13 protein-coding genes are annotated in these 13,907 nt (G+C 60.2%); 7 read left to right on the plus strand and 6 right to left on the minus strand.

Going from position 1 to position 13,907, the window contains the following annotated elements; all coding sequences use genetic code 11:
- Nucleotide 1 precedes the first annotated feature (1 nt).
- A complete protein-coding gene (locus tag PO778_RS08485; RefSeq protein WP_271439251.1) occupies nt 2-1,231 on the minus strand; it encodes a dihydroorotase in 1,230 nt (409 codons plus the stop codon).
- Entirely contained in the window at nt 1,228-2,286 is a 1,059-nt protein-coding gene (locus tag PO778_RS08490; RefSeq protein ID WP_271439252.1) for an aspartate carbamoyltransferase catalytic subunit, read from the minus strand. Before PO778_RS08490 ends, PO778_RS08485 begins: the two co-directional genes overlap by 4 nt.
- Nucleotides 2,287-2,400: 114 nt before the next feature.
- On the opposite strand from PO778_RS08490, the gene sppA reads away from it, so the two are divergent.
- A complete protein-coding gene (sppA, locus tag PO778_RS08495; RefSeq protein ID WP_271439253.1) occupies nt 2,401-4,284 on the plus strand; it encodes a signal peptide peptidase SppA in 1,884 nt (627 codons plus the stop codon).
- Nucleotides 4,285-4,368: 84 nt separating this feature from the next.
- Here sppA and PO778_RS08500 read toward each other — a convergent pair whose 3' ends face one another.
- Together PO778_RS08500 and PO778_RS08505 are read right to left on the minus strand one after the other, a co-directional pair.
- Nucleotides 4,369-4,635 (minus strand): hypothetical protein, encoded by a 267-nt coding sequence (locus tag PO778_RS08500; protein ID WP_202391615.1) that lies wholly within the window; start codon nt 4,633-4,635, stop codon nt 4,369-4,371.
- A gap of 81 nt (nt 4,636-4,716) precedes the next feature.
- Nucleotides 4,717-5,346: a TetR/AcrR family transcriptional regulator gene (locus tag PO778_RS08505; RefSeq protein ID WP_160730475.1), complete on the minus strand. Its 630-nt coding sequence runs from the start codon at nt 5,344-5,346 to the stop codon at nt 4,717-4,719.
- Between the two features lie 100 nt (nt 5,347-5,446).
- Between PO778_RS08505 and PO778_RS08510 the strand changes: the two genes are divergently transcribed.
- On the plus strand, nt 5,447-7,786 hold the full coding sequence (locus PO778_RS08510) for a TonB-dependent receptor (protein ID WP_271439254.1): 2,340 nt from the start codon (nt 5,447-5,449) through the stop codon (nt 7,784-7,786).
- On the opposite strand, the gene PO778_RS08515 is transcribed toward PO778_RS08510, so the two are convergent.
- Nucleotides 7,783-8,034, minus strand: coding sequence for a hypothetical protein (locus PO778_RS08515; protein ID WP_271439255.1), 252 nt, complete (start codon nt 8,032-8,034; stop codon nt 7,783-7,785). The two genes, PO778_RS08510 and PO778_RS08515, sit on opposite strands and share 4 nt — an antisense overlap.
- 62 nt (nt 8,035-8,096) lie before the next feature.
- Here PO778_RS08515 and serS point away from each other — a divergent pair, with 62 nt between their 5' ends.
- Genes serS through PO778_RS08535 form a run of 4 tightly spaced genes read left to right on the plus strand, consistent with a single transcriptional unit; the run spans nt 8,097 to nt 12,006 of the window.
- Nucleotides 8,097-9,377 (plus strand): serine--tRNA ligase, encoded by a 1,281-nt coding sequence (serS, locus tag PO778_RS08520; RefSeq protein WP_271439256.1) that lies wholly within the window; start codon nt 8,097-8,099, stop codon nt 9,375-9,377.
- The gene (gene surE, locus PO778_RS08525; RefSeq protein WP_271439257.1) at nt 9,377-10,135 is read left to right on the plus strand and encodes a 5'/3'-nucleotidase SurE; all 759 of its coding nucleotides are present in this window, start codon (nt 9,377-9,379) and stop codon (nt 10,133-10,135) included. The genes serS and surE overlap by 1 nt, the downstream gene beginning before the upstream one ends.
- Entirely contained in the window at nt 10,132-10,899 is a 768-nt protein-coding gene (locus tag PO778_RS08530) for a peptidoglycan DD-metalloendopeptidase family protein (protein ID WP_271439258.1), read from the plus strand. Before surE ends, PO778_RS08530 begins: the two co-directional genes overlap by 4 nt.
- A 6-nt stretch (nt 10,900-10,905) precedes the next feature.
- Complete coding sequence (locus tag PO778_RS08535) at nt 10,906-12,006, plus strand: potassium channel family protein (protein WP_160730480.1); 1,101 nt, start codon at nt 10,906-10,908, stop codon at nt 12,004-12,006.
- 28 nt (nt 12,007-12,034) lie between these two features.
- Here the strand turns inward: PO778_RS08535 and PO778_RS08540 are convergent, their stop codons facing one another.
- The gene (locus PO778_RS08540) at nt 12,035-12,433 is read right to left on the minus strand and encodes a DUF1761 domain-containing protein (protein WP_271439259.1); all 399 of its coding nucleotides are present in this window, start codon (nt 12,431-12,433) and stop codon (nt 12,035-12,037) included.
- An 80-nt stretch (nt 12,434-12,513) separates the two neighbouring features.
- Here PO778_RS08540 and rimO point away from each other — a divergent pair, with 80 nt between their 5' ends.
- A complete protein-coding gene (gene rimO / locus PO778_RS08545; protein ID WP_271439260.1) occupies nt 12,514-13,893 on the plus strand; it encodes a 30S ribosomal protein S12 methylthiotransferase RimO in 1,380 nt (459 codons plus the stop codon).
- Nucleotides 13,894-13,907 lie beyond the last annotated feature (14 nt).

Genomic DNA, 13,907 nt, shown 5'->3' on the forward strand with positions numbered 1-13,907 from the left:
TTTATCCGATCTTCACGCCGCCCTTGAACAGGGCAAGCGCCCTGCCCTGTGCGGGCTGACCATCGAACGGCGTGTTTCCGGCGGTTGCTTCCATCTTGCGGCTGTCGACCACCCACGGCTTGTGCGGATCGATCACGCAGATGTCGGCTTCCGTGCCGGTTTCCAGTTTCCCGCACGGCGCATCCAGCAGCGCAGCCGGTGCCGCCGCCAGCAGCTCGAATGCGCGAACCAGATCGATTGCATCGTCGCGCACCAACGTCAGCGCCATCGCCAGCAGCGTTTCCGCTCCAGCCATACCGGGTTCCGCATCGGAGAACGGCAGGCGTTTGTCCTCTGCCCCGCGCGGATCGTGGCCCGACGCAATAACGTCAATCGTCCCGTCCGAAATCGCTTCGATCACAGCCTTGCGGTCGGCATCGGAACGCAGCGGCGGGGAAAGTTTGGCGAAGGTCCTGAACTGGGCAGTTGCCAGATCGGAGAGCATGAAATGCGCCGGAGTAACGCCCGCAGTCACCTTCACACCCCGTGCCTTCGCACTGCGAACAAGATCAAGAGCGCGGGCGGTTGTTACCTGGCGCAAGTGAAGCCGTGCACCGGCCATTTCGGCAAGCGCTATATCGCGGCTGACGGCCAGAGCCTCTGCCTCTGCCGGCGCGCTTGGCAGGCCCAGCCGGGTCGCCATGTCGCCCGCCGTGGCAGATGCGTTACCGGCAAGCGCCGCATCCTCTGCATGGCTGACCACGACAAGGTCCAACATCGCTGCGTATTGTAGCAGACGCAGCATGGCCCCCGAGTCCGAAATCCACCGGCGACCGGTGGCGACGCCCCTTGCGCCTGCCTGTTTCATCAGGCCGATTTCGGCCAGTTCGCGCCCTTCCAGGCCCTTGGTCGCGGCGGCCAGCGGATGAACCCACAGATCGGGCTTGCCGCTCTGCGCGACCAACTTGACCCTGGATGGATAATCTAGCGGTGGGTTCTGATCCGGCATGACCGCTGCACGAGTGATCCCGCCGAAATGGAATGCAGGTTTGTCGACCGCGAATACGCCGAAATCGACCAGTCCGGGTGCCACCAGTTTGCCCTTGGCATCAAAAACTTCGTCACCGTCTTGCGGACCGGCCAAGCCGACTTCCGCGATCAGCCCGTTTTCAACGCGAATAGCGCCTTTTTCTGTGCGGTCAGGCAGTACGAGTTCGCCATTGATGATGGTAAGGGGCGCAGACTGTCTCATACCCATTGCTCCCCGCCGGCGATATTTTCGCTCCAGCCATCGACACCGCGAGTTCTGCGGGTGAGCACGTCGAGCGCGGCCATGCGGATGGCTACGCCCATTTCGACCTGCCGGGTGATGATTGATCGGTCGAGCATGTCTGCCACTTCGCTATCGATCTCGACACCGCGGTTCATGGGGCCGGGATGCATGACCAGCGCATCAGGCGCAGCGCGCTGCAGCCGCTCCATCGTCAGGCCGTAAAGATGATGATACTCACGCGCCGAAGGGATGAACTGCCCCTCCATCCGTTCGGTCTGAAGCCGCAGCATCATGGCCACGTCCGCACCGTCCAGCGCAGCATCGAAATCGTGAAATGGCACAGCGCCCATTGCCTCGATTTCTGCCGGCATCAGGGCGGGCGGCGCACACAGCCGGACATTCGCGCCCAGTGCGGTCAGGCAAAGGACGTTGGAACGCGCGACGCGGCTGTGCAGGATGTCGCCGCAAATCGTCACCGTCAGTCCGGTGAAATCATCGGCGCTATGGCCCCGTTCGCGCAAGGCATGGCGCAGGGCCAGCGCATCCAGCAGCGCCTGCGTCGGGTGTTCGTGCTGGCCGTCGCCGGCATTGAGAACCGGGCAATCGACCTTGCTGGCGATCAGTTCCACCGCCCCGCTCGATCCGTGCCGGATCACAATCGCATCCGCACGCATCGCGTTGAGCGTAATCGCCGTGTCGATCAGCGTTTCGCCCTTCTTCACGCTGGACTGCGCGGCGTGCATGTTGACCACGTCAGCACCCAGCCGCTTGCCCGCGATTTCGAAACTCAGCAGCGTACGGGTCGAATTCTCGAAGAACGCGTTGATGATCGTCAGGCCCGACAGCAGATCGGTATGCTTGCTCGGTTGCCGGTTCAGATCGACCCATTGTTCAGCCTCGTCGAGGAGGTACAGGATCTGGTGGCGTTCCAGCTGGCCAATGCCCAGCAGGTCGCGGTGCGGATAGGCCAGCGAACCGGCCGGATATTCCCGGGAAAGTCCAGCTGAAGCCTGAGGAGAGCGCGTCGATGTCATTAAAGCCAAGCCCTTAGTCGAGCGTTGTCACCCGCTCAAGCGGTTTCGACTGGAACCATTCTCGTTTGATGCCTACCTGTGGTTCAATTCTGCATCTTTCGGGGCACCTTACGCATGGCATTCGCTGGAAAAGTTTGGAAATTGCTGGTCGGCATCAAGGACGGGCTCAGCCTGGTCTTTCTGCTGCTGTTCTTCGCGCTCCTCTATGGAATACTGACCGCACGGCCCAGCCCTGCACAAGTCCGGGACGGCGCGCTTCTTCTCGACCTCAACGGGTACGTTGTGGAGGAGAAAACCGAGATCGACCCGCTGGAGGTGCTCCTTTCGGGTCAGGAACCGGTCGGCGAATATCAGGCCCGCGATCTGGTTCATGCACTGGAAGAGGCCGCGACCGACGAACGGATCAAGGCGGTCGTGCTCGATCTGAGCGAGTTTGGCGGCGGCGGACAGGTGCACATGCAGGCGATTGGCGCGGCGCTCGACCGCGTCCGCGCAGCAGAGAAACCGGTGCTGACATATGCGTTGGCATATAGCGACGATGCAGTCATGCTTGCGGCTCACGCCAGCGAAGTCTGGGTCGACCCGCTTGGCGGTGCGATCATCGCCGGACCGGGCGGATCACGCCTGTATTACGGCGATTTGCTGGATAAGCTGAAGATCAATGCGCGTGTGTACAAGGTGGGCACCTACAAGTCGGCAGTTGAACCGTATTCGCGCAACAGCATGTCCCCCGAAGCTCGCGAGAATTATTCCGCCCTCTACGGATCGCTGTGGGAAGAATGGCAGGCCAACGTGAAGAAGGCCCGCCCGCAGATCGATCTCGACCTGATTACAAAAACACCCGCACAGTGGGTGCAGGACAACAAGGGCGATCTGTCGAAGGCCGCTCTGGAGGCCGGCTTGGTCGACAAGTTGGGCAACCGCGTTGAATTCGGTGAGCGGGTTGCAGAAATTGTCGGCGAAGACGACTGGAACCCCGGCCGCGGCAGTTACGCCCATACAGAGCTGGACCCCTGGCTTGCCGACAAGACTCTCAGCAAAGACGGTGACGCGATCGGTGTTGTCACAATTGCCGGTGAAATTGTCGATGGTGACGCAGGACCGGGCACGGCAGGCGGCGAACGGATTGCCGAGCTTCTTGACGAAGCGCTCGACGATGATCTGAAAGCGCTCGTTGTGCGTGTCGATTCCCCGGGCGGTTCGGTAACCGCGTCGGAAGACATTCGGCTGGCTATCTTGCGGCACAAGGCGAAAGACATCCCGATTGTCGTATCGATGGGCAACGTCGCAGCCAGCGGCGGTTACTGGGTATCAACACCGGCAGACCGGATTTTTGCGGAGCCTGAGACGGTGACCGGGTCGATCGGCATTTTTGCTGTCGTGCCGACATTCGAAAGGGCGGCAGCTGACCTCGGCGTAAATGGCGACGGTGTCCGCACCACCCCGCTGTCCGGCCAGCCGGACCTGATCTCCGGCTTCACTCCGGAAGTCGATGCCATTCTGCAAAGCTCGATCGAAGACGGCTATACCGACTTCATCACCCGCGTGGCTAAATCGCGCAATCTGACGACCCAGCAGGTCGACGCCATCGGCCAGGGACGCGTTTGGGATGGCGGCACTGCGCGCCAGATCGGCCTGGTCGACCAATATGGCGGGATTGATGAAGCGCTGGAATGGGCTGCGAAACAAGCTGATCTGGAGGACGGTGCATGGCACGTCGCCTATCTTGGCAGCCAGCCGGGCGAATATAACACTTTGCTGCGCAGGCTGCTTGGCGGCGACAGCAATGCGGCGGGTCCGGGCGGCGACCTGTTCGCCATGGTTGCTGGTCAACAACGCGCTATTGTCGGGCAAGTTGAAAACGACCTCGACCGGATTTTGTCGGTCCGCGGGATGCAGGTCTATTGCCTTGAATGTCCGACAGCACCTGTGCGCGCTTCGCAATCGGCCGCGCCGAAGGGCTGGCTCGCCAAGGCGGCTGCACTCTTCGCCAGCTGATCCGGGTTCGCAGTGCGGAACCAATAGAAAAAGGGCGCGAGCAGTTTGAACTGCCGCGCCCTTTTCCGTTTGTAAGTGCTGCAATCAGACGATTGCAGGTTCGACTTCCGGCGGGGTCCGATTGATGACCGGATTTGGCGCCTTGTCGCTGGTCGGCGTTTCGTCCTTACGGTCCATGTACTTTTTGACCAGATAACCACCAGCAGTCACGGCGACGAGCGCCGGGATGCTGAGGCGTTTGGCAATAGTGGCCGCGCCAACACCCAGAAGTGTGCCGGTTGCACCGCCGATGCCCGAAGTAGATTTTGCAATTTTTGAACCGGCGAATCCGCCGATAATCTTACCAAACATGTTAATCTCCTTGTTGGAAAATCAACGGCTTCCGCCTTGTTTGGTTCCGCACTCTTTGAACGGGAATTGTTGTAGGCCAGCCTAACGCTGTCTGGCGATGCCTGTCCGCAAGAGGTCGCTTGCTGCATCCGCGACATCGTCAGCCGACCAGTCATCTGCTTCGCCCCAGATCGCGAAACGCAGGCCGAGGAATACGTTCATTCCCATGATTGCCCATGCATGGGCCTCACCCAGACCGTCGCGGAATTCACCCCGATCTGCACCTTGTTGCAGCCGGTCCCTGATCCGCGCAGCAATGGTTTCGTAGTGCGTGCGGTAGCTGGCGGGATCGACGAACTCAGCCTCGTCGATAATGCGGTAGATTTCCTTGTGCTCGCTTGCGAATTCCAGAAATCCCCGCAGCGCAGCCTTTTCCACCTCGAACGCGGTCATCGGTTCAGTCAGTGCGTCGCGAGCGGCACGTTTCACCGAATCGCTCATGTCGGAAACCAGTGCGCGAAAGATTGCGTCCTTGGAATCGAAATAGGTGTAAAAACTGCCAAGAGCGACACCGGCGCGGCGCGTTATCCCGCTGATCGAGGCCTCGTGAAATCCTCTCTCGCCAAATTCAATGGTCGCGGCGTCGAGCAGTTTGCGCAAGGTCTTGCGCCCGCGTTCGGTCCTTGGCTGCTTCTCAGCGCCGTCCGCGATTTTCCCTGACCCCTGCTCCATGCGCAATGAACTACGCTGCAAATGAAATAGCTGCAAGGTTAAACTTGAAAGGTGGTTCAACTTTCAATATGAGGGCACAATAATAGATCGGGAGAGAACCATGAGATTACCGAAAAACAGCCTGAATTCCGCCTTGCTTGCAGGCACTGCCCTGCTTGCGCTTACCTCTGCACCCGTTCAGGCGCAGGAAGCGAACGATGCGCCTGCGGGCGCCGACACCGCAGATGACGGCATCATCATCGTCAGCGCGCGCCGCAGGGATGAACGCATTACCGACGTGCCGCTTTCAATCACCGCAGTAAGCGCAGAAGCGCTCGCCAAATCCGGTACGCTGGAACTGACTGAAATTGGTCAGGAAGTCCCCAACCTCACGCTGGAGGTTTCGCGCGGAACCAACACGACCCTGACCGCATTCATTCGCGGCGTTGGCCAGCAGGACCCTGTCGCCGGCTTCGAAGCGGGCGTGGGCCTCTATGTAGACGATGTGTACCTGAACCGTCCGCAGGCCGCCGTGCTGGACATCTATGACGTCGAACGGATCGAGGTGCTCCGCGGGCCGCAGGGCACGCTCTATGGCCGCAACACCATTGGTGGGGCGATCAAATATGTGACGCGCCGTCTGCCGGATGATCTACAGCTGAAAGTGCGCGGAACCTATGGTTCGTACGATCAGGCCGACATCGTGGTCAGCGGATCAGCGCCGGTTTCGGAAAGCTTGAAATTCGGCGCCAGCGCAGCGCGGCTGAGCCGCGGCGGGTTTGGCGACAACCTCACTCTCGGCACCGAGAATTACAACAAGGACGTCTGGGCCGGCCGTGCCACGCTGGAATTCGACAATGGTCCGGTATTTGTCCGACTTTCCGGCGACTATGTGAAAGACAATAGCGAGGCGCGTCAGGGCCACCGGTTGATCCCCGGCCTGTTCACCGGCGCGCCCGTGCTGGATGACGTTTACGACACCCGCGCCGGCCTGAACGTGGTCGACCAGGAAGTCGAAGCCTATGGCGGCGCATTGAACATTGCCGTCGAGGTCAGCGACACGATCACGCTCAAAAGCATCACCGGCTACCGCGAAGATAAATCGACCAGCCCCATCGATTTTGACAGCCTGCCCGCCGCTGATCTGGACGTTCCGGCAATTTACGAAAACGACCAGCTCAGCCAGGAATTCCAGCTGCTGTATGAATCCGACCGCCTGAACGGTGTTCTGGGCGCGTATTATCTCGATGCCAATGCTTTTACCGCGTTCGACGTGGCGCTGTTTACCACCGGCAGCCTGATCGGGCTTCCCGGTCTGAACGCGCAGACGCTGGGCGATGTCAAAACCGAAACATGGTCTGTCTTCGGCGATTTCACCTATGACATTACCGACCAGCTGAGCGTTTCTGTCGGCGGCCGATACACCAGCGACAAACGCACCAGCACGATCCTGCGCACGACGTTTATCGGCGGCTATTCGGATCTGTTCGCAACCGGCGCGACCGCCATCGCCGTGACATCCAATTTCAACGGCAGCGAAACCTTCAAGGAGTTTACCCCTCGCGCCTCGGTCAGTTTCAAACCGAACCAGAACCACAATATCTATTTCACATACTCGCGCGGCTTCAAGGGCGGTGGTTTCGACCCGCGCGGGCAGACTTCTGCTGCACCCGATCTTGACGGAGACGGCGACGTCGATTTCGACGATCAGTTCCAGTTCCTGCGCTTCGCGCCCGAGACCGTCGACAGTTACGAACTGGGCTGGAAGGCATCGCTGCTCGACAACCGGCTCAACATCAGCCTCGCCGCATTCAAGGGCGACTACAACGATGTGCAGATCCCCGGCTCGGTCGGCGTTGATACCAACAATGACGGGATCAACGACAGCTTTATCGGGATTACGTCGAACGCGGCCAGCGCCGACGTGAACGGGTTTGAATTCGAAGGCAACGCGCTGGTGGGCAAGGACTTCGCCGGCGACGGGAGCCGTCTGAACGTGAACTGGGCGCTCGGCTATCTCGACGCCGAGTACAATACGTTCATCGATGCGTTCGGTGTCGACGTGGCGGACCAGCGTGTGTTCCAGAACACGCCTGAGTTCACGGTCAACACAGGGTTTGATCTGGGTCTGCCGGTCGCAAGCGGTCTGGTCGATTTCATCGGGTCGATTTCCTATCGCAGCGACGCCAGCCAGTTCGAGGTTCCAAATCGGTTCCTCGATCAGGATGGCTTTGTACTGCTGGACGCCAGCGTGGTTTACACAGCCGATAATGATCGCTGGTCAATCGGGGTTCACGGCAAGAACCTGACCGATCAACGTTACATCGTGGCGGGATACAATTTCGTATCGGGCGGCGTGAACGGCCAGCCCTTTACCCCGACCCTCGGCCTCGAAGGGACGTTGACCGGTTTCTACGGCGATCCGCGCCGCTTCTTCGTAACCGGGGAATTCCGCTTCTAAGAGCTCTCCAGGAGGGTGTCCTTCCCGGATGCCCTCCTTTCCCGAGACCGCGCAGCTTCCACCGTGAAGCTGCGCGGTTTTTGATTCCCGTCACCATTCGCGAACACCACCAGATCGCCGGGTGCCGTGTCGTTCGCAGCATAGATGTCCCAAGCGTCATGGATCATGTCGGGCTGGCCGAAAACGCGCACCGCATTCCAGTAACGGTCATCGCGAAAACCGACAAAATGGACAAGCCGTCTGGTCATTGCGTCCGGTTTACTCTCACCAGTGCTTGAGGCAAAATCAAAAACCATCCATAGGCAGCGGCATGCACGACATTCGATTTATCCGCGAAAATCCAGAAGCTTTCGACGCTGCGCTTGCCCGCCGAGGCCTTGATCCGGTTGCTGCCGAAATCATCGCTCTGGACGAGGCGAAGCGCGCCGCCGCAACGGCGATCCAGGAAGCTCAGGCAAAACGCAATGGCGCGTCCAAGGCCATCGGCCAGGCGATAGCATCTGGTGACAAGGATAAGGCCGAAGCTCTCAAGGCCGAGGTTGCCGAGCTGAAGCAATCCATGCCCGGCATGGAAGACGCCGACAGGCAACTGGGCGTTCAGCTGCGCGACGCGCTGGCCATTATTCCCAACCTGCCCGCAGATGATGTGCCGCAGGGCGAGGATGAAGCCGGCAATGTCGAGGTTGGCAAATGGGGCACCCCCCGCGAATTCGATTTCGAGCCGAAAGAACACGCAGACCTTGGCCCTGCCCTGGGACTGGACTTCGAAACCGGCGCAAGCCTTTCCGGCGCGCGGTTCACTTTCCTGCGCGGCGGCATGGCGCGGCTGCACCGCGCGCTGGGGCAATTCATGATTGATCGCCAGTCGGGCGAAAACGGATATACGGAATGCGCGCCGCCTGTGCTCGTGCGTGACGAGGCCATGTACAGCACCGACAAATTGCCGAAATTTGCGGAGGATTCGTTCCGCACAACCGATGGCCGCTGGCTAATCCCGACCGCCGAAGTCAGTCTGACCGCGTCCGTTCAGGACTCGATTCTGGACGATGCATCCCTGCCGCTCAGAATGACTGCGCTAACCCTGTGCTTCCGCAGCGAAGCCGGTTCGGCGGGCAAGGATACGCGCGGCTTCATCCGCCAGCATCAGTTCGAGAAATGCGAACTGGTCAGCGTCGTCCGCCCCGAAGACAGCGATGCCGAGCATGAGCGCATGACCGGTTGCGCCGAAGGTATCCTGCAGGCGCTTGACCTACCCTATCGCAAAGTACTGCTGTGCACCGGCGACATGGGGTTTGGTGCGCGCAAGACCTATGATCTGGAAGTTTGGCTGCCGGGACAGGATGCCTACCGCGAGATCAGTTCCTGTTCCAACACAGGCGATTTTCAGGCGCGGCGGATGAATGCCCGCTTTAAACCCGAGGGTGAAAAGAAAACGGTGTTCCCGCACACGCTGAACGGGTCCGGCCTTGCCGTGGGGCGCACGCTCGTCGCCGTGCTCGAGAATTATCAGCAGGCCGACGGGAGCGTAAAGATCCCGGCTGTTCTGCAGCCCTATATGGGCGGTACCGAAACGCTTACTCCGGAATCCTGATGCGCATATTGGTCACCAATGACGATGGTATTTTCGCCCCGGGCCTGAAGGTCCTCGAAGAAATTGCCGCTGAGTTCAGTGACGATATCTGGGTGTGCGCACCGCATGAGGAACAATCGGGCGCCGGCCATTCGCTGACGCTCAACGCCCCGGTCAGGCTGCACCGGCACGGGGATCGCCGCTTTTCCGTCACCGGCACGCCGACGGATTCGGTAACGCTTGGCCTACGCAAAGTGATGGATAGCCCGCCCGACTTGATCCTTTCCGGGGTCAATCGCGGGGCGAACCTTGGCGATGACATCACCTATTCGGGCACCGTTTCGGCCGCCATCGAAGGCGCTTTGGCGGGCATCAGGTCAATTGCGCTCAGCCAGGTTATCCGGCGCGGTGCAGAGCATGAACAATTCGATGCGACCCGCAAATGGGGCGCAAAAGCCATCGCGCCGCTGCTTGATGCACCGCTGCCCTCGCGCACGCTCGTCAACGTCAACTTCCCCCCGCTCCCGGCAGACGAAATTGCCGGTATCCGGGCGGTGCGGCAGGGTTTCCATGACTATTCGCGGGGCTCGGTTGTCGAAGGGCGCGACCCGCGCGGCTTGCCCTATTTCTGGTTCGGCCTGCACGCGATTGAACATACACTGGATCATGGGACCGATCTGGAAGCAATCGACGAAGGGTTCGTGTCGGTTACTCCGCTGCAACTCGACCTGACACATCACACCTCGCTCGAAGCGTTGGCCGGGAGATACAAGGCATGAAGAAACTGGTTCTGGCAGCATTTGCCACCCTGCTGATTGCAGCAGGCGATCCCGCTACCGAAGCTGAACACACGGTCGAGCCGGGTGAAACTTTGGGCGGCATTGCCAACCGTGCCAATGTACCCGCTTCGGTCATAGCCGCAGCCAACGGCATGGTGGAACCATACAGTGTGCGTACGGGACAAGTCCTGCAAATCCCCCGTCAGCGCGTCCACACTGTGAAAGAAGGTGATACCGGCTTGGGCATCGCGCAGCGCTACGGCGTGCCGTTCGCAAACATCGCCATCGCCAACGGATTGGCCGAACCCTACACGATCAGCAACGGGCAGACCCTGATCATACCAGCGGTCGTGAAAGCCGTTGCCGCGCCCCAGGCACCGCGCACCGAACCATATTTCCGCTGGCCGCATGATGGCGAGGTCATGCTCGGTTTTTCACTCCGCGAAGACGGCTCGGGCCATGACGGTATCGACCTGAAAGCAAACCGGTTCGACATGGTTCGGGCATCGGCGTCCGGATCTGTCGTGTTTGCAGACAACACGAACCGGTTCGGCAGGCTGGTTGTCATCGATCACGGTAACGGGTGGCGCACGCGCTACGGCCATCTCGACAGAATCACCGTGAAACTACGCGACGTTGTGAAGACCGGTGAACGGATCGGGCTGGCCGGAGATGCTGGCGTGGCAACCCGACCGGAACTGCATTTTGAAATCATGAAAGATAACAAGCGCGTTGACCCGGCGGCCAAGCTGCCGCAACGCTAAAACACGATGAGCAACCAGTTAGACCGGATTGGCGCGCCCGGTAGCGGGCGCCGCGTTCGCGGACCGCGGTTCCAACCGCTGCGCCGGGCGAGCCGGGTTCCCGTATGGGGCGATTTGGGCATCAGGTTGGGCTTGGCCCTGTTCCTGCTCGGTATCGTGGTCATGATCCACTGGTGGGACCGCGGCGGGCTGGTCGACAATCTCGACGGCGAAGTCAGCTTCCTCGACGTGGTCTATTTCACGATGATCTCTGTCACAACGACGGGTTTCGGCGACATCGCACCGATCAGTGACCGGGCCCGCATGGTCGAAGCGATCATCGTTACGCCGATCCGTTTTGCTGTATTTTTCATTTTCGTGGGCACCGCCTACAACTTCATTATCAAGCGCAGCTGGGAGAAGTTTCGAATGGCGCGCATTCAGGAAAAGCTTTCGAACCATATCGTCGTCCTCGGCTATGGCGTCTCCGGCTCTGAATCGGTCAGCGAACTGATCGAACGGGGCACCGATCCGCACAATATCGTGGTGATCGATCCCAGCGAAGAACGGCTCGCAGAGGCGGAGAAACTTGGCTGCAACGTGATGGCAGCGGATGCGACACGCGATGAAACGCTGAACGCGGTACGCATTACAGAGGCGAACAACGTCCTGGTATCAGCGGGCCGCGACGACACCTCCATCCTTATTGTTCTCACGGTGCGCCATCTGGCTCCGAAGGTACCGATCAGCGTGGTCGTGCGTGCAGACGATAATGAATTTCTGGCCCGTCAGGCCGGCGCAAACAACGTGATCAACCCGGTGCGCTTCACCGGCCTGCTGCTCGCCGGTTCGGCGAAAGGCGCGCACATTGCGGACTATCTTGCCGATCTCGCTTCGGTGACCGGGCGTGTGCAGCTGGTCGAACGCGAAGTGACCAAGGAAGAATGCGGCTGCTCGATTACCGATTTGAAAACCGGCGGGCGCGGCCTCAGGGTGTACCGGGGCGGCAAGGTTCTCGGTTTCTGGGAAGAAGAATGCGAAAACCTGCTGCCCGGCGACATCGTGGTTGAAATTGTCCCGACAGATCACGGCGAAAAGCGCGGCGACGGACACGGTCGTCGCCGCTGACGGACATTTCGCCGACCTTCCGCCGCAGTCAGCTGAAGTAGACGAAAACCCCGCCCATCGCAGCCATGCCGACAATGAAATGGCCAGCGTCGATCGCAAACAGTTTGCCCGATTCGCGCTGGAACAGATAATTGATCCCGATTGCCGGCACCATGATCCCAATCGCGAACCCAACGGAGATCATCATGATGCCCCGCGTGCTCGGGTTGGTCATCGCGAACTGATGTCCCAGCATCAGTGCAATCAGCAATTCAAGCAGGAAGCACAGCCCGAAAATCAGCGCTGCATTGCCTGACTTTATCTGTTCGTCGGACAGCCCAGCCTCTCGCTGCCAGACCTTGCCGAAGAAAGCCGAATACCAGATTGCCCCCACGATGAAGAAAGCAGCGGCGGCCAGAAACACAGCCAGCAGATTGACATTACCCATTTCGATTTCCCCTCTCAGGTGCGTCCCGTTGCACAGGGGATAGCGCAAAGCGCGCTGTGGGTGTAGAGGGCCGCGCAATCATGAACACCGCAACAACTCTCCCTGAAGCCAAAAAGATCGGCATGGTCAGCCTCGGCTGCCCCAAGGCACTGGTCGATTCCGAACGCATCCTGACCCGGCTCCGCGCCGATGGATATGCCATGTCGCCCGATTATGCCGGCGCAGACGTGGTGCTGGTCAACACCTGCGGCTTCCTCGACAGCGCGAAGGAAGAAAGCCTGCAAGCCATTGGCGAGGCGATCGCCGAAAATGGCCGCGTGATCGTGACCGGTTGCATGGGCGAGGAAGCGGACGCGATCCGCGCAGCCCATCCGCAGGTGCTCGCCGTTACGGGCGCGCATCAATATGAACAGGTTGTGGAGGCCGTGCACACCCATGCACCGCCGTCACAAGGTCCGTTTGTCGACCTGATTCCGCAGCCGTCCGATACCGATATCAAGCTGACCCCGCGGCATTACAGCTATCTGAAGATTTCAGAGGGCTGCAACCATTCCTGCGCCTTCTGCATCATTCCGGACCTGCGCGGAAAACTCGCCAGCCGCCGGATCGATGCGGTTCTGCGCGAGGCGGAAAAACTGGTCGCTGCAGGCACCAAGGAACTGCTGGTGATCAGCCAGGATACCAGCGCGTACGGCGTCGACACCCGGCACGAGCCGCGCGATTGGAAAGGCCGCGAGGTCCGCGCCCACATGACCGACATGGCACGGGAACTGGGCCAGCTGCGAACGCCTGAAGGCGAGACGCCGTGGACCCGCCTGCACTATGTCTATCCATACCCGCACGTTGACGCGGTGATCCCGCTGATGGCGGAGGGGCTGCTGACTCCCTATCTCGACATCCCGTTCCAGCATGCCAGCCCCAAGGTGCTGAAAGCGATGAAACGTCCCGCCAACGAAGCAAAAGTGCTGGAACGACTGGAAAGCTGGCGCGAAATTTGCCCGGAAATCGCGATCCGGTCCAGCTTCGTAGTCGGCTTCCCCGGCGAGACAGAGGACGATTTCCGTTACCTGCTCGACTGGCTGGAGGAGGCCCAGCTCGACCGCGTGGGCGCATTCCGGTTCGAACCGGTTGAAGGTGCCCAGGCGAATGCCCTGCCCGATCATGTGCCGGAAGAAATCAAGGAAGAACGCTTCGCCCGCGTGATGGAAGTCACTGAACGCATCAGCGCGGCGAAACTGCAAGCCAAGGTCGGCAAGGTCATTCAGGTGATCGTGGACGAAGTTGGCGAGCCGGACGAAGATGGCGATATCGGAGCCACCGCCCGCAGCCAGGCAGACGCTCCTGAAATCGACGGCGCCGTCTATTTGCGTAACGTGGCCACCACGCTGAAAGTAGGCGATTTCGTAGATGTGACGGTAGAAGACGCCGACGCGCACGATCTGTTTGGCGTGCCCGCATAAAGTAGGTCTAGAGC

This window comes from Pontixanthobacter luteolus (genome assembly GCF_947494915.1).
In the GTDB taxonomy this organism is placed as follows: domain Bacteria; phylum Pseudomonadota; class Alphaproteobacteria; order Sphingomonadales; family Sphingomonadaceae; genus Pontixanthobacter; species Pontixanthobacter luteolus.